This window comes from Actinoplanes sp. NPDC051537, assembly GCF_055586105.1.
Genome location: NZ_JBVJIU010000030.1, coordinates 49701 through 67567 on the forward strand (window position 1 = coordinate 49701; position 17867 = coordinate 67567).

Genomic DNA, 17867 nt, shown 5'->3' on the forward strand with positions numbered 1-17867 from the left:
AGCGTGATACGGAGGGAGCCGGCGTGGCGGAGTTCGTGAAGTTCGTTCTGGATGACGGTTCGGAGGTCTACTTCGAATCGGCGGAGAGCGACCTGGTCGCCCTGCACAGCGGGGAGCCCGAGGTCGCCGACGGCGGCCGGCTGCAGGCCCGGCTCGAGTCCGTCGCCCACGCCGCCGGTCAGGTCGCCCAGTCGCTCCGGTCACGGATGACGCCCGATGAGGTGAAATTGGAGTTCGGGCTGAAGATCTCCGGCGAGGTCAACTGGTGGTTCTTCGCCAAGAACCAGGCCGAGGGCACGATCAAGGTGACGCTGGGCTGGAAGGCGAGCGATGACGGATCGCCCGAGCGGTAACGGCCGCCAGGCGGTGACGGCCGGAACCGCCGCCGTCCTCGTGGCCGGGAAACGCGTGGGCTCCGCCGTTCTTGTCGACGAGCGACGGCTGTTGACGGCCGCCCATGTCGTGCCGCCCGGCGAGCCGGCCGAGCTGGTCTTTCCCGCCGTGTCGACGGTGGACGACCGGATTCCCGTCCACGTGCGGCGGATGCCGCCCGACGTCGACCTCTGCCTGCTCGAGATGAGCCTCGAAACAGGCGCCGAGGGCGAAGCGCCGGCGTGGCTGCCGTCCCCGGTGGCGCTGTGGCCGTCGCGGAGCCTGCCGGATCGGGTCAGCGTCTTCGGCTTCCCGCGCGGCGAGCGGGCGCTTCGTGGCGTGTGGCGCGATTTCGACGTGTCGGGCGCGGCCGCCGACGGCACACTCCAGCTGGACTGGGAGGGCGACGCCGGCACCCTGCCCGGCCACAGCGGCGGCCCGGTCGTCGACGCGCAGAGCGGGGCGCTGGTCGGAATCCTGGTGCACGGCTCGCTCGAGGGACGATTCGATCGCTTCGTGCCCCTGACCGCGCTCCCGCGGTGCACCCCGCCGCTGCCCGTCCCGTGGCTGATGGCCGGCGCCGACGCGCGCAGCCACTTCACCCGGCGCGCTCGCGGGCAGCGCAGCCGGGCACTGGGCGGCGACCTCTTCCGCGGGCGCGGCGCGGCGCTCCGGGCGGTGGAGACCTGGCTGACCCAGGAGGAGGAGCCGGGACGGCCGCTCGTCATCACCGGCCAACCGGGCGCGGGCAAGTCCGCGGTGCTCGCCCGGGTGGCGCTCGAGCTGGAGGCCCGGCGCGCGAGTCCGGGACTGGCGTTCCACGCGCGCGGCGCCGTGGCCGCCGACCTGTACGCCGCCGTCGCGGACCTGCTCGGGCTCGATCAAGTGGACTCGGCCGCCGCGCTCGTCGACGCACTGGACGACACGCTCGGCGACGCGCTCGGCGGCGGGCGCGTCATGATCCTGGTCGACGCGCTCGACGAGGCGGCGAGCGCGCAGGACCGCCGCCAGATGGCGGACCTGCTCACCGACCTCGCCGCCTCGCCCGACGTGCGCGTCGCCGTGGCCACCCGGCCGCTGTCGGTGGGCGACCGCTACGGCGCCGACGCCCTGCTGTCCACCCTGGACATCGGCTCGGCCGACGATCCGGCGCTGGTGGATCTCGACATCGACCGCTTCTTCGACCCGGCCGGGCTGCGGCAGTTCGCCGTGGCGGTGCTGACCCAGCACGATGCCAAGCATCCGAATCCACCGGGCGCCGCCTGGAGTCGCTACCGCGCGGACGACGGTCTGTGCGATCGGCTCGCGTCGGCCATCCGCGACCGGGCGCACCGCAACTATCTGGTCGCCGCGATGGCGGCCGTGCCGCTGTCCCGGAGCCGGCAGGTCCTCGATCCCGCGACCCCGGACTTCGATCTCACGAGCATTCCCAGCCGGGTCGGCGAGGCGCTGTCGAAATATCTGGACGCCCTCGGCGAGCCGGAACAGTCGAACACCCGCGCCTTGCTCGTGGCGCTGGCGTACGTGCGCGGGTCCGGTGTGGACGATCGCACCTGGCTCGCGTGCTGCCAGGCGCTGGGCTACCCGTTGACCATGGCGGACCTGGATCGCCTGCGCGGGAGCACGGCGGCGGACTATCTCCTGCAGACCCTCCCGGACGACGACGGCCCCGTGACCCGGCTCTTCCATCAGGCTCTCGCCGACGAGCTTCTCGCCCACCGTCATCGGCCCAGCGACGAACGGGCGTTCCTGGCCGCGCTGCGCCCATCGACCGGCGCCGGATGGGCCGAAGCCGGCCGTTACGCCCGCACCTATGCCGCCGATCATGCGGCCGGCGCCGGACAGCTGCCGGCCCTGCTCGACGACGCCGGGTACCTCGCGCACGGGGATCTGGCGCGATTGCCGTCACTCCTGCGGCTCAGCCCGGAGTCGATGTCGGAACCGGTCGCTCTGGTGGTGCGGCAGGTCGCCGTACGCGCGAATTCTCTTCCGCCGGCGCGTCGCGCCCGCCTGCTGGCCCTGATCGCCGCCCATCTCGGTTTCCGGGGTGTTCAGCGACGGCTCGCCGCCGCGTGCACCGAGCCGTTCCGACCCGTCTGGGCCCATTCCCTGGGTCAGCCGCACCTCGAGATGACCGGTCACACGAGCTGGGTCGCGGCGGTGGCCACGGGCCGCGTCGGCGACCGCGATGTCGTCGTCTCGGGTGGCATCGACGGCTCGGTGCGCATGTGGGACGCGGGCACCGGCAATCCGATCGGGCAGCCGCTGGCCGGAGTTCCCGGACCGGTCGACGGGGTGGCGCTGGGATGGCGCGGCGACCGCGAGATCGTCGTCGCCACCGGCTACGACAAGACGGTCCGCGTGTGGGACGCCGGTACCGGCGCCCCGATCGGCGAGCCTCTCGCCGGCCACACCAAAGGGGTGAACGCGGTGGCATGGGGGCGGCTCGGCGAACGAGACGTCATCGCCTCGGCCGGTGATGACCTGACGGTGCGCGTGTGGGACGTCGGCGCCGGCACCCCGATCGGGAAACCTCTCACCGGCCATAGCGAGCCCGTGAACGCGGTGGCGGTGGGGCGTCGCGGCGAACGCGAGGTGGTCGTCTCCGGCAGCGATGACCGGACCGTCCGTCTCTGGGACCTCGGCACGGGCGAACCCATCGGGCCACCCCTCGAGGGGCACACCAGTCCCGTCGAGGGCGTGGCGATCGCCCGGGTCGGTGATCGCGACGTCGTCGCTTCCGGGAGCTTCGACAACACCGTTCGGCTTTGGGACGCCGGCACCGGCGCCCCGATCGGCGAACCGCTCGTCGGCCACGCCGAGTTCGTGTACGCGGTGGCGATGGGACGCGACGTCGTCGTCTCCGCCGGGAATGACCGAACGGTGCGTGTGTGGGACGCGACGACCGGGGCACCCATCGGCCGGCCGCTCACCGGCCACACCTACACGGTGTCGGCCGTCGCGGTGGGACAGGCCGGCGGCCGCGACATCATCGTCTCCGGCAGCTGGGACAACACCGTTCGCGTGTGGGATGCCGGCGAGAGCGCCGGTAGCTCGATCGGCAGCCCGCTGGCCGGCCATCGCGATGTGGTGCAGTCGGTGGCGCTGGGCCGCGGCGTGGTCGCTTCCGGCAGCGAGGACAACACGGTGCGGGTGTGGGACGCGGCGACCGGCGTCCCGATCGGCGAGCCTCTGACCGGGCACACCGATCGTGTGATCGCGGTGGCGCTGGGGCGCGCGGGTGACCGCGACGTCATCGTCTCGGGAAGCTGGGACGAAACGGTGCGCATCTGGGACGCCGGCACGGGTCGCCCCGTCGGCGAGCCCCTGGTCGGTCACACCGATGCGGTGATCGCGGTGACGATGGGCAGCATCGGCGACCGCGACGTCATCGTCTCCGGAAGCTGGGACGACACCATCCGCATCTGGGACGCCCAGACCGGCGCCCCGGTGGGTGAGCCCCTCACCGGTCACGCCGACTCGGTGACCGCGGTGGCGCTGGGCCGCGCGGGCGGCCGCGACATCATCGTTTCCGGCAGCAGCGACATGACGGTACGAATCTGGGACGCCGCCGAGGGCACTCCTCTCGGGCAAGTGCTCGCCGGCCACACCAACAGCATCAACGACGTGGCGCTGGGCCGCGTGGACGGCCGCGACATGATCGTCTCCGGCAGCTTCGACGACTCGGTACGGCTGTGGGATGCCGTGACCGGCGCCCCGATCGGCGGACCCCGCACCGGCCACACCGGCTCGGTGAACGCGGTGGCCGTGGGCCGCGTCGGCGACCGAGACGTGATCGTCTCCGCGGGCGCCGACAACACCGTCCGCATATCGGACCCCGACGGCGGCGCGGAGCTGATTCTCGACATCCCGGGCGAGGCGCAGACGATCGCCTTTGCCGACGGGGAAGGCGTCCTGTGCGTCGGCCTGGCCCACGCGATCTGCCTGTTCCGCCTGGAGTGACCGCGGAGTCCGGTGCTGAACGCCCAGCGGTGCCAAGCGGCGTCAGCCCTTCGGGGCCACCCGGGTGAGGCGGTCGTTGATCTCTTCGCGGAGGCCCACCGGCAGGGCCTCGGCGTCCAGCAAGCGGGCCAGCGACCCCGGATCCGACATGTAGATGCCGAACGCCTCGGCGATGCTCACGCTCTTGGCCGGCCGGTGGACGATCGTGATCTCGTCGCCACCTCGGACGTGGCCCGGGGCCAGCACTCGTAGGTAGGCGCCGGTGCGGTTCACCTGGGTGAAGTGTTTCAGCCAGCGCGGCTCTTCCATGCGGGCCTGGAACGTCGCGCACGGGATGCGGCCGAACGTGGGCTGCAGCTCGAGCTCGGGACCCACCCGCCAGATCTCGCCGATCAGGGCGCCGCGGAGGTCGAGGCCCAGCGTGGTGAGGTTCTCGCCGAAGGCGCCGGGGGCCAGCTGGCGGCCGAGCTCCGCCTCCCACCAGTCGTAGTCCTCGCGGGCGTACGCGTAGACCGCCTGGTCGTCGCCGCCATGGTGCTTGATGTCGCCGATCGGGTCGCCGACCAGGCCGCTGTGCAGGCCGGTCGTCTTCGGGCCGGGGGCGCGCACGTACACCGGATGGTCGACCGGGCGCTTGTCGATGCCGGTCATCGCCAGCTTCTTCGCCGGGTTGGAGCGGGGCACCCCGACGTTCACGGTGAGCACCTTGCCGTCGGTCATGAGGTGAACTCCATCATCACTCGGTCCTCGACGGGACGGTAACCGAGCCGCTGGTACAGCCCGTTGCTGGTGGGGTTGGCGAGGTCGGTGAAGAGCACCACCGAGGTCGCGCCGAGGTCGAGCGCCTGGCGGCTGACGTCGGTGGTGACCGCGCCCGCGTAGCCCCGGCCGCGCAGGTCCGCCGGCGTGTAGACCATCTGCACGCGGACCATGCCCGATTCGAGGCGTGACCGGGCGGCCATCGACACCGGCTTCCCGTCAACTTCCCAGAGCGTGATTCCCCCGTACGCGAGCCGCTCGTCGACATCCGACGCGGCATCCCCGGGCGGCCCGTCGTTGATCGCCTCGTGGAACTCGTCGTACCACCGCAGCAGCAGGGGCCGGTCGGCCTCCACCGCCGCCCGCGCCCGCCCGGACGACAAGTCTGATTTGTCCAAGATGTCCAGCAGATACAACCTGACCCGCAAACGAGGCGACGCGGAAGCGCCGGTGAGACGCTGCCAGCCCTCGACGAAGACCGGGGCCTGGTCGGCCAGCAGATTCACGCCGGGCACCGGACGGCCGGCGAGCGCCGAAACCGCCGCCGGCACGGCCTCGGCGGGGAGCCCGCTGAAGAGCACCGCGCGCGGTGGCGTCTGCAACAGGACGCCCGAGACCGCACCCGCATCGTCGCGCCACCAGCCGAAAATCGGGGCTTCCGACCCGTACGTCCGCAATCCCCGCCGCCGCAAGTTGTCGACCAGCGTGAGAAGAACGGTGTGCTCGACCGGCCTGCTCCGCAGGAATGAGCCCGCCGTGGCGGCGAAGTGCTCGACGTCCTCGGTCAGCTCCCAGGTCATCGCCCCATCCTTGCCAACAAAAGCCGTCGACGCACCTAAATAAGGCCCCACACCTTGGCGATCCGCACCAGCGTGTCCTGCCGGGTAGCCGGGTCGTGAACCGTCCCGGCCAGGATCAACTCGTCCGCCCCGGTGCGCGCGACCAGCTCGTCCAGCGCCTCGACCACCTCCTCGGCGGTCCCCGCGAACTGGGTGCCCGGCAGCGAGTCGAGCGTCGCCCGGTCGAGATCCGACAGCTCGACCGCCGCCGCCGCGGACGGCGACACGATCGGCCCGAGCCGCCCGGTGCGCAGGCTCAACGCCATGATCCGGCTGGGCCCGGCGAGGAACTGCGCCTCGTCGGTCGTCTCCGCCGCGATCACCGACGCGCTGACCATCACGTGCGGCGCCGGATGGCGCGGCGACGGCTTGAACCCCGACCGGTAGAGGTGCAGCGCCGCGTCCACATCGGAGCTCATCGCGAAGTGGTACGCGTAGCAGAACGGCAGCCCGAGCGCGGCCGCGACCTGCGCCCCGTACGTCGAGGAGCCCAGCATCCACACCTCGGGATGACTCGCGGGGGCCGGCGTGGCCTGCAGCCGGGCCGCGCTCCCCGGGTCGATCCGGTCGTCGCCGAGCAGCGCCAGCAGCGTCTGGAGATGCTCCGGGAACTGCTCGACGGTCAGGTACGGCGAGACGCCGCGCAGGGCCGCCGCCGTCGCCTGGTCGGTGCCCGGCGCCCGCCCGATACCGAGATCGATCCGCCCCGGGTGAAGCGCCTCGAGGAGCGCGAACTGCTCGGCGACCACGAACGGCATGTGGTTGGGCAGCATCACCCCGCCCGAGCCGACGTGGATGCGATCGGTGTTCGACGCGACGGCCGCGATCAGCACCGGCGGGGACGTGGACGCCACCGCCGGCATGTTGTGGTGCTCGGCCACCCAGAACCGGGCATAGCCCAACTCGTCGGCCGTCTTCGCGATCTCGATGGTGCCGCGCAACGCATCGGCGCTGGTGTGCCCCTCGGGAACGGTGGCCAGATCCAGCACGGAGAGTGGGACGCGCATGCTCCGACTTTAACGTCGTTGCTGGTGGCGGATCGCTTGCACGCCCACGGTCACCGCCGCGAGCGCCGCGCCGGGCACGATCATCCAGACCGGCCAGGGGTAGATCTCGGTCTCGACCGTCGCCGACAGCAGGCCGAAGACGACCAGGTTGACCACCGTGAGCGAGGCCCAGATGGTCCAGAGCACGAGCAGCGCCGTGGGCATGCGCCGGGCCTCGCGCCGGGCCCGGGCCTGCCGCTTGGCCGCCACCTCGGTGGCGCTGAGCCCGGGCTTGGGCAGGTCGGTGAGCAGGACCAGCAGTTCCTGATACGTCTTCGACGCGTACGCCTCGCGCACCCGATCGTCGTACTCCTGCAGCGAGAGCCGACCCTCATCGAGCGCGGCCTTGAGCTGCTCGGCGACCTTTTCGCGATCGGAGTCGGCCGCCCGGAGACGCTCGACCTCGGTCCGGCCCTCGTTCCCCATCGGACACTCCCTCTGCGTACCCCACGGAATTGGGGCCAGGCTAACCGAGGCGGACCATCGATCGGCAGGGGGGAAAACCATGAAATCGCGGCTCACCGAGACCGGCGAGGAGTGGCGCTATGCCTCCGCGGCAATCGCTTCCCGCAGGCGGTCTTCCGCCCGGCGGTCCGCCCGCGCGATCGACCCCTGCGGCACCGCGGCCACCAGCGCCCCGATCGCCAGCACGCTCCCGGCGAAGACGAACGACCAGGGCAGCCCGCCCGGCTGATCCACGATCGCGCCCGCCACCGCGCCGCCGGCCGCGCTGCCGCCCACCGAGACGGTGACCATCCAGGTGTACGCCTCATTGAGCATCGCGGCCGGGGCCAGGCGCCCGACCAGCGTGTTCTCCACGGTCAGCGCCGGGGCGATGGTCGCGCCGCCGAGCACCAGGGCCATGCCCAGCCAGAGCGGGCTCGGCATCACGGTCAGCACCAGGAAGCTCACCGCCACCGCGCCGAGCAGCCAGGCGAACTGCCTCGGGAGCGCCATGGCCGGCTTGCGGGTGCCGAACCAGATGCCGCCGATCGCGCTGCCCACGCCCCAGATGCCGAGCAGCACGCCGCCGAGGCCGTCGCCGCCGCCGTGCTGGTTCGCGTAGGCCGGGACGATCACCCCGGCCGCGCCGAACGCCATGCCCAGCGCCACCACGCAGATCAGCAGCGCCGGGAAGCCGCCCGACCGGAGCGGCCCGAGGCCCCTGGCGGCGTTCTCGACGGCGTGCGCGGGCCGGCGCCGCATCACCGGCAGCCGGGAGATCCACGCCGTGCCCACGAACGTCGCGACCGCGGCGCCGACCAGGGCCGTGGCCGGCCGGTGGGTGATGACGACCAGGGCCGAGACCAGCATCGGGCCGAGCACGAAGACCAGCTCGAACAGCGACGTCTCGGCGGCCAGGGCGGCGCCGCGCAGATGGTGCTGCCCGCCGCCGACCTCGGTCATGTTGTTCCAGCCGCGCCGGATGGCCGCGGTCAGCGGCGGATAGGTGGCGCCGGCGACGGCCGAGGCCACGAAGATCCAGGGCAGCGCGGGCTCGCCGCCGCGGCTGGTCAGCACCAGGGCGAGCAGCGCGAGCGGGTGCACGATCGAGGTCCCCAGCAGGATCGGCGCCGGGCCGATCCGGTCGGCGAGGCGGCCCGCGATCGGGCTCACGGCGGCGCCGGCCAGGGCGTAGAGGCCGCCGGCCAGGCCGGCCGACGAGTAGCGGCCGGTGGTCTGCTGGACGAGCAGCAGCAGCGCGAGCGGGGTCATGCCGATGCCCAGCCGGGCCAGGATCCCCACGCTCAGCAGGGTCCGTCCGCCGGGGAGCCGCCATACGCCAAGGTACTGACGCAACGCGGTCACTTGTTCATCCTCCTTGTAACGACCGATCCGGGGATCGACCCTAACGCCGCCGGGGGCCGTCACTCGGTGCCGGTGGCGCGAAACACAGGCCGAGGGCCGCCCCTCGTGCTCGGGGCGGCCCTCGGCGTTCGAGGTCAGCGGACCTGGACGGCCCCCGCCATCTCGCGCAGGCGGGCGATCCGCTGCGCCATCGGCGGGTGGGTCGAGAACAGGGCCGAGATGCCGCCGCTCCGGAACGGGTTGGCGATCATCAGGTGGGCGGCGCTGGTGAGCTGCCCGTCGGCCGGCAACGGCAGCCGCTGCGCGCCGTACTGGATCTTCTCGAGCGCGCTGGCCAGGGCCAGCGGGTCGCCGGTGAGCTGGGCGCCGGAGGCGTCGGCCTGGTACTCCCGGTTCCGGCTGATCGCGAGCTGGATGATCGAGGCGGCCAGCGGGCCGAGGATCAGCATCAGCAGCAGCGACGCCGGGTTGGGGCCGTCATCGTCGTCCGACCCGCCGAGCGGCAGGAAGATCGCCAGCTGCGCGAACATCGTCACGATGCCGGCCAGCGCGGCGGCGACACTGGAGATCAGGATGTCCCGGTTGTAGACGTGCGACAGCTCGTGCCCGATGACCGCCCGCAGCTCACGCCGGTCGAGCAGCTGGGTGATGCCGACCGTCACGGCCACGGCCGCGTGCTGCGGGTTCCGCCCGGTCGCGAACGCGTTCGGCTGCTGGGCCGGCGACACGTACAGCCGCGGCATGGGCTGTCCCGCCGCGCCGGAGAGCTCCCGCACCATCTGGTACAGCGCCGGGAACTGGGCCTCGCTGACCGGCTGGGCCCGCATCGCCCGCAGCGCGAGCTTGTCGGAGTAGAAGTAGCTGAACGCGTTGATCCCGAGCGAGATGACCACCGCGATCACCAGCCCGGCGCTGCCACCGAGCCAATAGCCCACGGCCAGGATCAAACCGCTGAGCAGACCGAGCAGGGCGGCCGTCTTGAGGCCGTTGTGATGGCTGGACACAACAACTCCTTTTGCCTGCGGCCCGTGCGGGCGCGCACCCTCAAGAACGCCGCCGGCCTGCGCTTTCATCCGCCGGGGGCTGTGAGTTCGCTGAACAAGCGCTAACCTCCGCGCATGGCAGTGATCGCCTTGCGCCCCCTGGTCGACGACGACGCCGACGCCCTGTTCCGGATGATGCAGGACCCGGAGTCGGTGAAGATGGCCGCCTTCACCCCCGAGGACCCCACCGACCGGCCCCGCTTCGACGCCCACCTGGCCCGCCTCCGCACGGACCCGGAGATCACCTACCGGGTGATCACCGTCGACGGCGCCATCGCCGGCAGCGTCTCGAGCTTCGTCATGGAGGGCGAGACCGAGCTGACGTACTGGATCGACCGCGCGCTCTGGGGCCAGGGCATCGCCAGCCGGGCCGTCGGCCTCTTCCTCGAGTCGATGCGCGAGCGCCCCCTGCACGCAAGGGCGGCCAGCGACAACGCCGGCTCCCTGCACGTCTTGCGGAAGGCGGGCTTCAAAACCCAAAGAACAGAGGTGTCGTACGCCCGGGGCCGCTCCGCCGACATCGAGGAGACAATCCTCCGCCTCGACGACTGACCCACAACCGCTCGGCCGGTGGCTCCGACGGCCCCGCGCGAGACGATGGTCAGCCCTTCGTCCTGGACCTCGATCGCCGTGACCGACGAAAGAGGCCCTTGACCAGCGTTCAGCATGGTCAAGGGCCTCTTTTGACTCCCGGTGGCGGGTGAAGGATTCGAACCTTCGAAGCTTTCGCGACGGATTTACAGTCCGCTCCCATTGGCCGCTCGGGCAACCCGCCTGGGCACACTCCTGCGGTCTCCCGCAGCAGCGGACAACAGGATAGCCGTTCCGCCGGGCGACTCCGCAACCGGGTACGGTCGGCATGTCGGGGGTCGGGTCGTGGCCCTCCGCATACATCGACGTACGCAAAGCCCGCAGGAGTCTGATCATGGCAGCCAGCCCGTCCTTCGACATTGTGAGCAAGGTCGACAGCCAGGAGGTCGACAACGCGTTCCACCAGGCGGAGAAGGAGCTCGGCACCCGGTTCGACTTCCGGGGCACCGGCACCGGGGTCGCCAAATCGGGTGAGAACGGCTTCACCATCACGTCCGAGACCGAGGAGCGCGCCGCCGCGGCGCTCGACGTGTTCAAGGAGAAGCTCGTCAAGCGGAACATCTCGCTGAAGTCGCTGGACGCGGGGGAGCCGCGCCAGTCGGGCAAGACCTACAAGATCGACTGCAAGGTGATCGAGGGGATCGAGACCGACAAGGCCAAGGCGATCAGCAAGAAGATCCGCGACGAGGGCCCCAAGGGCGTGCAGGCCCAGATCCAGGGCGACCAGCTGCGGGTCACCGGCAAGAAGCGGGACGACCTGCAGGCGGTCATCTCCCTGCTCAAGGCCGAGGACTTCGGCGTCGCGCTCCAGTTCACGAATTACCGCTGACGGGCCGCTCGCCGGCGGCAGACTGGGTGCATGAGCACCAGTACGTGGACCATGGTCGTCGGCGGGGTGGCCGGGATCGCGCTGGTGGTGTTCGGCGCCGGGATGCTGATCACCGGCCGGGCGCCGGACGCCACGAGCCGGGCCTTCCGCAGCGTGCGCGAGGCGGGCTACTACCACCTGCTCTTCGGGCTGGGGCTCGCGCTGGTCGTGCTCGGCGTCGTGCTGCGGCAGGGCGTGGTGGCGCTGCTGACCGCCGTGGCGGCGGTCGTGCTGGTCGGCGTCGCGATGGTCCGGTTCCGCCCACGCGGGCATCGCCGGCGCACCGTGGGACACAAATGAGGTAAGAACGGCGTGTGGACCTGACGCACGCCGTTCTTTCGTTCGCGCTCCTGGGCGCCCTGCTGACGATCACCCCGGGCCTCGACACGGCGCTCGTGCTGCGGGCGGCCGTGACGATGGGCCGGGGCCCCGCCTTCGCCACCGCGCTGGGGGTCGGCACCGGGGCGCTCACCTGGGGCGCGGCCGCCGCGGTCGGGGTGTCGGCCCTGCTGACCGCCTCCGAGGTCGCCTACACGGTCCTGCGCGCGGCCGGCGCGGCGTACATGATCTATCTCGGTGTCCGGATGGTCGCGGGGGCGCTGCGCCGCGGCGGCAAGGACGATCCGGTGGCGAGCGCGCCGGCCGCCCCGACCTTCTGGAGCACGTTCGGGCGCGGCCTGTTCACCAACCTGCTGAACCCCAAGGTCGGCGCCTTCTACGTGGCGGTGCTGCCGCAGTTCATCCCGCATGGCGCGTCGCCGCTGGCGGTCGGGGTGCTGCTGGCGCTCGTCCACGACGTGGAGGGGATCCTGTGGTTCAGCGCGATCATCATGGGCGCGGGGGCGCTGCGCGGGTACCTCAAGCGGCGGTCGGTGCGGCGCGCGGTCGACGGCGGCACGGGTGCGGTCCTGCTCGGGTTCGGGGTCAAGCTCGGGTTGAGCAGCAACTGAGAACCAGAAGGAGAACGTCGTGATCGATCCGGTGGTCGGGCTCGACCAGCTGAAGCCGTACATGGTGCCGGCCGACGTCCGCTACTACCTGGACGGGCGGTCCGGGCGGGCGGCGTACCAGGGCGGGCACCTGCCAGGCGCGATCTTCGTCGACATGGACACCGACCTCGCGGCGCACGCGGGGCCGGGGGAGGGCCGGCATCCGCTGCCGGCGCCCGAGGCGTTCGCGGCGAGCATGGCCGCGCTCGGCGTGGGCGACGAGGACATCGTGATCGCCTACGACGACGCCGGGGGCGTGATGGCCGCCCGGCTCGTCTGGATGCTGCGGGCCACCGGGCATGAGGCCGCGCTGCTCGACGGCGGGCTCAACACGTACGGGGGAAGGCTCGAAACCGAAATCACCCAGCGTGAGCCGAAGGTCTTCACCGCGAGGCCGTGGCCGAGCGACCGCCTCGCGAGCATCGAGGACGCGGTCGGCGGCAAGGTCGTGATCGATGCCCGGCAGGCGGAGCGATTCCGCGGCGAGACCGAGCCGATCGACCCGCGGGCGGGGCACATCCCCGGCGCCCGCAGCGTGCCCTGCCGGGAGAATGTGGACGCGAGCGGCCGTTTCCTGTCACCGCAGGCGCTGCGCGAGCGGTTCGTCTCGGTCGGCGTGACCGACGGCGCGGAGGTCATCTCCTACTGCGGCTCGGGCGTGACCGCCTGCCACAACCTGCTGGCGCTCGAGCGGGCCGGCTTCGCGCCCGGGCGGCTCTACCCGGGCTCGTGGTCGCAGTACAGCGCCACCGACCGGCCGGCCGCCACCGGGAGCTAAAGGTCTTCCAGCCCGCGGTTGTACGCCTCCCAGGCCGCCTGTTTCGTGCTGCCCAGTGCCGTGCCGATCTGGGTCCACGAGGCCCCCGCGCCCCGCGCCGCCCGCACCATCGCCTGCCGTCCGTAGCCCGCCTTGCGAATGACCACTTCGCTCAGCGCCAGCATCTCCAGCGCCTCCTGTTGGCTCAGCGGGGGAGTGTCGCCGGGGATCGCGGCGAGCGCCTCCCGCATCCGAAGCTCGTCATATCTCGTTGTGGCGGTGGAAAGCGTGTGCTGACTCTCCAGTTCGTCCGGTGACACGGGTGAGACGGCCATGGCGGCCAGTTTTGCGTCAGGCCTCCCTGACGTCAAGTGATCTTGACGGGACGAAGGCGTCGTGACGCGAAACGCCCTCATTTCTCCGCTTATATCGGGTGCAAAGGCGTCAATTTTGCGAGGTTGAATTGCGGGCGTACCTCAGCCGTTCGGTCAGGATTTCGGTATGTGTGGCTTCGACCCGCCGTTGGACACTGCCTGTCGCACACCGGGTGTGGCACCATCATGTGACCCCCCACCGAAGTGTGTAATGCGTGGCAGGAGTCGATGATGTCTGCAAGAAAGCTGGGCCGGTTCGCCGGTGTGGTTTTCGCGTTGGCCGTTGCCCTCGTCCTGGGCGGCCAGGCTGCAGCCCAGGCGAGCACCGACGACGCGTCGGCCAGCCCGACGGCTGCCGTCCAAGCCCAGACTCTGCTCATCGAGTGGGAGTAAGGGCTCTCCTCCGATAGCACCAGCGCTGGATGACGAGGAGCGCGATGGCCAGGGGTCCTAGAGCGCCGCGTTCAGCGCAGTACGCGTGGCTGATCACCGGGCCGTTGGCGGTCTTCGCCATCATCACGGCTGTCTACTTCTGGGTCCAAGACCCCAAGTGGTACACGTACTGGCCGTGGGGCCTGCTCGCCCTGGTCGGTGTCTGCAGCGCGTACGTCGGCGTCTTCAGTGTCGTGGTCCGCCGCACCACCTTCGGCATCGTCGTGGCCGAGGTGCCGTTCCTGCTGGCGCTCTACTACCTGCCCCCGACCATGGTCATCCTGGTCTCGGCGGCGGCGGTGGCCCTGACGAGCGTGATCCGGTCGGCCGTGATCGTGCCGACCAAGATGTGGTTCAACGTGGCCAAGTCCGCGGCCGGCTTCGCGGCCGCGGTGCTCGTCATCGCCGCGCTGCCCGACATCGAAGGCGCCGGTCCCGGCACGTGGGGCATCCTCGCGACGGCCATGCTCGTCGAGTTCGGCGTCGAGCTGGTCTGCTTCGCCGGCGTGATGGCCTCGGTGCAGGGCCTCCGCGCCGCGCAGGACACGCTGCGCAACGCCGCGGCGCCGTTGCTGACCTCGGCCATCAACATCGTGATCGGCCTCGTCTTCCTGGTCGCGCTGGTCGCCACCAGCTGGTCGGCGGTCCTGCTCAGCGTGCTGGTCGCGGCGCTGATCCTGATGCTCCGCTCGTTCTCCGAGTTCTTCCGCCAGCACCGCACGCTGGCCGACGTCTACGAGCTCACCAAGGCCGTCCGCGAGCAGGGCAGCGACGACGGCGCCCTGCCCGACGTGCTGCTCGACCGCGTCCGCACGCTGATGCGCTCGGAGTACGCGACGCTCTGGCTGGCGCCGCAGGGCCGGCACCCCGAGGTGCTGCTGACCGCCAGGGTGGAGAACAAAGGCCTGCTCGACCTCTCGCCCACGCCGGCGGCGGTCCGGGAGCGGGCGATCACCGGCGGCCGTACGGTCGCGGTCGGCCCCGCCTTCGGGCAGACCGCCGATCTGCGCACCTCGCTGCGGGAAGCCCGGATCAAGGACGCCATCGTGGTGCCGCTGCGGTCGGGGCAGACCACGATCGGCAGCCTCGAGGTGCTCAACCGGCTCGGCGACCCGCGCAGCTTCCGCGACGCCGACGTCCAGGTGCTCGAGACCATCGCCACCCACGCCGCGGTCGCGGTGGAGAACTCGCGACTGGTCGATCGCCTGCGCTACGACGCCTACCACGACCGGCTGACCGCGCTGCCCAACCGGCGGCGGATCACCGACGCGCTCGCCGAGTCGGTCAAGGTGCGGGCCGAGGACGACGTGGTCGGCGTGCTGCTCTTCGACGTTGACGGTCAGCGCGACGTCAACGAGTCGATGGGCCACCCGGCCGGCGACAAGCTTCTCGCCGAGGTGGCCGAGCGGCTGCGCGGCATCGCCGGCCCGGGTGCGCTGGTCGGCCGGATCGGCGGCGACGAGTTCGTGGTGACGCTGCGGGCCGAGAGCACCGACGCGACGGTCCGGCTGGCGACCGAGATGCGCGAGCAGCTGCGGGGGCCGATGACGGTCGGGACGCTCACCCTCGACGTCGACACGGCGGTCGGGGTGGCGGTCTATCCCGATCACGGCAGCGACCCCGAGATGCTCATTCAACGGGCGGAACTGGCGGCCAACGCGGCCAAGGTGCTGCCGTACGGCGTGCAGCTGTTCCACCCCGCGCTGGAATCCCGGGCGGTCCGTCGCCTCGGGATCGCGGCCGATCTGCGCAAGGCCCTCGACAACAACGAGCTCGACGTCTACTTCCAGCCCAAGGTCACGCTCGCCGACCGCCATCTGGTCGGCGTCGAGTGCCTGGCCCGCTGGACGCACGCGGCGCACGGCGAGGTCGCCCCGGAAGACTTCGTGGCGGTCGCCGAGCACACCGGCCAGCTGTCCCGGCTCACCGAGCGGGTCCTGAGCGAGGGCCTGCGCCGGTGCCGGGAGTGGGCCGAGGCCGATCGCCCGCTGTCCATCGCGGTCAACCTCTCGGTGCGTACGCTGCTCGACTCCCGTTTCCCCGACCAGGTCGCCGATCTGCTCGAGCGGTACGCGGTGGCGCCGGCCCAGGTGACGTTCGAGATCTCCGAGCCGGGGATGCTCGGCGACATCGAGCGGGTCCTGCCCACCCTCTACCGGCTGCGCGACCTCGGGGTCCGGCTCAGCGTCGACGACTTCGGCACGGGCGCGTCGTCGTTGTCGTACCTCCGCCAGTGGCCGGTGCACGAGGTGAAGATCGACGACAGCTTCGTGCAGGGGATGGCGACCGACTCCGGCGACCTCGCGATCGTGCGGGCCGTCATCAGCCTGTCCCGTGAGTTCGGTCTCACGGTGGTGGCCGAGGGCGTCGAGAGCGAGCTGACGCTCGACCTGCTCGAGGAGATGGGCTGCGAGATCGGCCAGGGCTATCTCTTCTCCCGCCCCCTGCCGTACGAGCGGCTGGAGGCCTGGTTCAGTGCCCAGACCGAGCCGGAATCGACCCCGACCGGCGAGGTTAGACGCCTACGGGCCGTGATCTGACCCCGATTTCACCCCCCGCATCGGGCCGTGTAGTCTTACCCGTGCCGCAAGCGAGAGATCGCTGGCGCAAGCCCCCTTAGCTCAGTCGGCAGAGCGTCTCCATGGTAAGGAGAAGGTCTACGGTTCGATTCCGTAAGGGGGCTCTACCGGGTTCGTTCCCCGCCGCCGCGGCTGGACTTGAGCCTGGCTCGGCGGTGTAGCTCAGTTGGCAGAGCAAGCGGCTCATAATCGCTGTGTCGCCGGTTCAAGTCCGGCCACCGCTACTAGCACTACTATCTAGTAGCACTGTTTTGCACATCGGCACCGGTGTCATCTACGCTGGTATGCCGTTAGGGAAACCCGTTAGCAGGAAGGCACCTTGCCGTGGCCAAGGCGACCGACGTCCGTCCGAAGATCACCCTGGCGTGTACGGAGTGCAAGGAGCGGAACTACATCACCAAGAAGAACCGGCGTAACGACCCCGACCGCATCGAGCTGAAGAAGTTCTGCCCGCGGGACGGCCGGCACACCCTGCACCGCGAGACGCGCTGATCTCAAGTTTCTGCACACTGCGCCGTCCGGAATGATCCGGGCGGCGCAGAGTAGTTTGTGGGCATGCCCCTCGACCAAGCCTTCGTCGGACGAAGCTATCCGCCCACCGAGCCCTACCTCGTCGGCCGCGAGAAGATCCGCGAGTTCGCCCGCGCGATCGGCGCCACCGAGCGTGAGTATCACGACCCCGAGGCGGCCCGCTCGATCGGCTACACCGACGTCGTCGCTCCGCCGACCTTCCCGATCATTCTCACGATGGCCTCGAGCCACGCGCAGATCGTGGAAGACCCGGAGCTGGGCATCGACTACAGCCGGGTGGTGCACGGCGACCAGAAGTTCGCCTACGCCCGCCCGATCGTGGCCGGCGACGCGCTGGTCTGCGTGAACACGGTCGAGGAGATCACCTCCCGGGGCGGCCACGACTTCATGACCACCCGCAGCGTCGTCACGACCGAGGCCGGCGAGCCCGTCGTGACCGTCTGGGCCAAGCTCGTGCAGCGCGGGGAGGAGTAGAGATGTCCGAGGCTTTCGCGCCGCAGACGTTCCGGGTCACCCGGGCCGACCTGGTCCGCTACGCCGGCGCCTCCGGCGACTTCAACCCGATCCACTGGAGCGAGCGCTTCGCCACCGGCGTCGGCCTGCCCGGAGTGATCGCCCACGGCATGTTCACGATGGCCCTCGTGGGCCGGGCCGTGACCGCCTGGGCCGGCGCGCCCGACGCGGTCGTCGAGTTCGGCGTGCGCTTCGCCCGGCCGGTCCCGGTGCCCGACACCGACGAGGGCACCGAGGTCGTGGTGACCGTCGTCGTCAAGGGCGAGACCGAGGACGGGAACACCAAGCTGGCGCTCACCGCGACGTGTCAGGGCGAGAAAGTTCTGTCCCTGGCGCAAGCGGTCGTGCGCAAACGGTAGGGCGGGTTGGGCGAACCCGGGGTCTACCCGTACACTGGTCCGC

The 17867-nt window shown here is 71.1% G+C and carries 19 protein-coding genes and 3 tRNA genes; 14 read left to right on the plus strand and 8 right to left on the minus strand.

The window, feature by feature from the left end; genetic code table 11:
* Positions 1–23 precede the first annotated feature (23 nt).
* Positions 24–353, plus strand: coding sequence for a CU044_2847 family protein (locus ACZ6TB_RS45925; protein WP_465567251.1), 330 nt, complete (start codon positions 24–26; stop codon positions 351–353).
* On the plus strand, positions 331–4335 hold the full coding sequence (locus tag ACZ6TB_RS45930; protein ID WP_465567254.1) for a trypsin-like peptidase domain-containing protein: 4005 nt from the start codon (positions 331–333) through the stop codon (positions 4333–4335). The genes ACZ6TB_RS45925 and ACZ6TB_RS45930 overlap by 23 nt, the downstream gene beginning before the upstream one ends.
* A 42-nt stretch (positions 4336–4377) precedes the next feature.
* On the opposite strand, the gene ACZ6TB_RS45935 is transcribed toward ACZ6TB_RS45930, so the two are convergent.
* The 6 genes from ACZ6TB_RS45935 to htpX form a co-directional block, all read right to left on the minus strand.
* Positions 4378–5055: an MOSC domain-containing protein gene (locus ACZ6TB_RS45935; protein ID WP_465567256.1), complete on the minus strand. Its 678-nt coding sequence runs from the start codon at positions 5053–5055 to the stop codon at positions 4378–4380.
* Complete coding sequence (locus tag ACZ6TB_RS45940; RefSeq protein ID WP_465567259.1) at positions 5052–5894, minus strand: GNAT family N-acetyltransferase; 843 nt, start codon at positions 5892–5894, stop codon at positions 5052–5054. Before ACZ6TB_RS45940 ends, ACZ6TB_RS45935 begins: the two co-directional genes overlap by 4 nt.
* Positions 5895–5929: 35 nt before the next feature.
* Positions 5930–6940, minus strand: coding sequence for an LLM class flavin-dependent oxidoreductase (locus ACZ6TB_RS45945; RefSeq protein WP_465567262.1), 1011 nt, complete (start codon positions 6938–6940; stop codon positions 5930–5932).
* A gap of 9 nt (positions 6941–6949) precedes the next feature.
* Positions 6950–7405, minus strand: a complete 456-nt coding sequence (locus ACZ6TB_RS45950; protein ID WP_465567263.1) for a DUF1707 SHOCT-like domain-containing protein — start codon at positions 7403–7405, stop codon at positions 6950–6952.
* A 117-nt stretch (positions 7406–7522) separates the two neighbouring features.
* Entirely contained in the window at positions 7523–8788 is a 1266-nt protein-coding gene (locus ACZ6TB_RS45955; protein WP_465567266.1) for an MFS transporter, read from the minus strand.
* A 134-nt stretch (positions 8789–8922) separates the two neighbouring features.
* Positions 8923–9792 (minus strand): zinc metalloprotease HtpX, encoded by an 870-nt coding sequence (gene htpX / locus ACZ6TB_RS45960; protein WP_465567268.1) that lies wholly within the window; start codon positions 9790–9792, stop codon positions 8923–8925.
* 114 nt (positions 9793–9906) lie between these two features.
* Between htpX and ACZ6TB_RS45965 the strand changes: the two genes are divergently transcribed.
* A complete protein-coding gene (locus tag ACZ6TB_RS45965; RefSeq protein WP_465567270.1) occupies positions 9907–10383 on the plus strand; it encodes a GNAT family N-acetyltransferase in 477 nt (158 codons plus the stop codon).
* 142 nt (positions 10384–10525) lie between these two features.
* Here the strand turns inward: ACZ6TB_RS45965 and ACZ6TB_RS45970 are convergent.
* Positions 10526–10606, minus strand: a tRNA-Tyr gene (locus tag ACZ6TB_RS45970).
* A gap of 150 nt (positions 10607–10756) precedes the next feature.
* Here ACZ6TB_RS45970 and ACZ6TB_RS45975 point away from each other — a divergent pair.
* Genes ACZ6TB_RS45975 through ACZ6TB_RS45990 form a run of 4 tightly spaced genes read left to right on the plus strand, consistent with a single transcriptional unit; the run spans position 10757 to position 13057 of the window.
* Positions 10757–11251 (plus strand): YajQ family cyclic di-GMP-binding protein, encoded by a 495-nt coding sequence (locus ACZ6TB_RS45975; protein ID WP_465567273.1) that lies wholly within the window; start codon positions 10757–10759, stop codon positions 11249–11251.
* Between the two features lie 30 nt (positions 11252–11281).
* Positions 11282–11590, plus strand: coding sequence for a hypothetical protein (locus ACZ6TB_RS45980; protein WP_465567276.1), 309 nt, complete (start codon positions 11282–11284; stop codon positions 11588–11590).
* 14 nt (positions 11591–11604) lie between these two features.
* The gene (locus tag ACZ6TB_RS45985; protein WP_465567279.1) at positions 11605–12240 is read left to right on the plus strand and encodes a LysE family translocator; all 636 of its coding nucleotides are present in this window, start codon (positions 11605–11607) and stop codon (positions 12238–12240) included.
* Positions 12241–12259: 19 nt separating this feature from the next.
* Positions 12260–13057 carry a sulfurtransferase gene (locus ACZ6TB_RS45990; RefSeq protein WP_465567282.1) on the plus strand — a complete coding sequence of 266 codons (798 nt, stop codon included), beginning with the start codon at positions 12260–12262 and terminating at the stop codon, positions 13055–13057.
* On the opposite strand, the gene ACZ6TB_RS45995 is transcribed toward ACZ6TB_RS45990, so the two are convergent.
* A complete protein-coding gene (locus ACZ6TB_RS45995; protein WP_465567285.1) occupies positions 13054–13371 on the minus strand; it encodes a hypothetical protein in 318 nt (105 codons plus the stop codon). The genes ACZ6TB_RS45990 and ACZ6TB_RS45995 overlap by 4 nt on opposite strands.
* A 270-nt stretch (positions 13372–13641) precedes the next feature.
* Between ACZ6TB_RS45995 and ACZ6TB_RS46000 the strand changes: the two genes are divergently transcribed.
* The 7 genes from ACZ6TB_RS46000 (at position 13642) to ACZ6TB_RS46030 (ending at position 17824) form a co-directional block, all read left to right on the plus strand.
* The gene (locus tag ACZ6TB_RS46000; RefSeq protein ID WP_465567288.1) at positions 13642–13803 is read left to right on the plus strand and encodes a hypothetical protein; all 162 of its coding nucleotides are present in this window, start codon (positions 13642–13644) and stop codon (positions 13801–13803) included.
* A 44-nt stretch (positions 13804–13847) separates the two neighbouring features.
* Entirely contained in the window at positions 13848–16382 is a 2535-nt protein-coding gene (locus ACZ6TB_RS46005; protein ID WP_465567290.1) for a putative bifunctional diguanylate cyclase/phosphodiesterase, read from the plus strand.
* A gap of 70 nt (positions 16383–16452) precedes the next feature.
* Positions 16453–16525 (plus strand) — tRNA-Thr (locus ACZ6TB_RS46010).
* Positions 16526–16572: 47 nt separating this feature from the next.
* Positions 16573–16645, plus strand: a tRNA-Met gene (locus ACZ6TB_RS46015).
* A gap of 100 nt (positions 16646–16745) precedes the next feature.
* The gene (gene rpmG, locus ACZ6TB_RS46020) at positions 16746–16913 is read left to right on the plus strand and encodes a 50S ribosomal protein L33 (RefSeq protein ID WP_433300593.1); all 168 of its coding nucleotides are present in this window, start codon (positions 16746–16748) and stop codon (positions 16911–16913) included.
* Between the two features lie 63 nt (positions 16914–16976).
* Entirely contained in the window at positions 16977–17426 is a 450-nt protein-coding gene (locus tag ACZ6TB_RS46025; RefSeq protein ID WP_465567293.1) for a MaoC family dehydratase N-terminal domain-containing protein, read from the plus strand.
* A gap of 2 nt (positions 17427–17428) precedes the next feature.
* Positions 17429–17824, plus strand: coding sequence for a MaoC/PaaZ C-terminal domain-containing protein (locus ACZ6TB_RS46030; RefSeq protein WP_465567296.1), 396 nt, complete (start codon positions 17429–17431; stop codon positions 17822–17824).
* Positions 17825–17867: the final 43 nt, after the last annotated feature.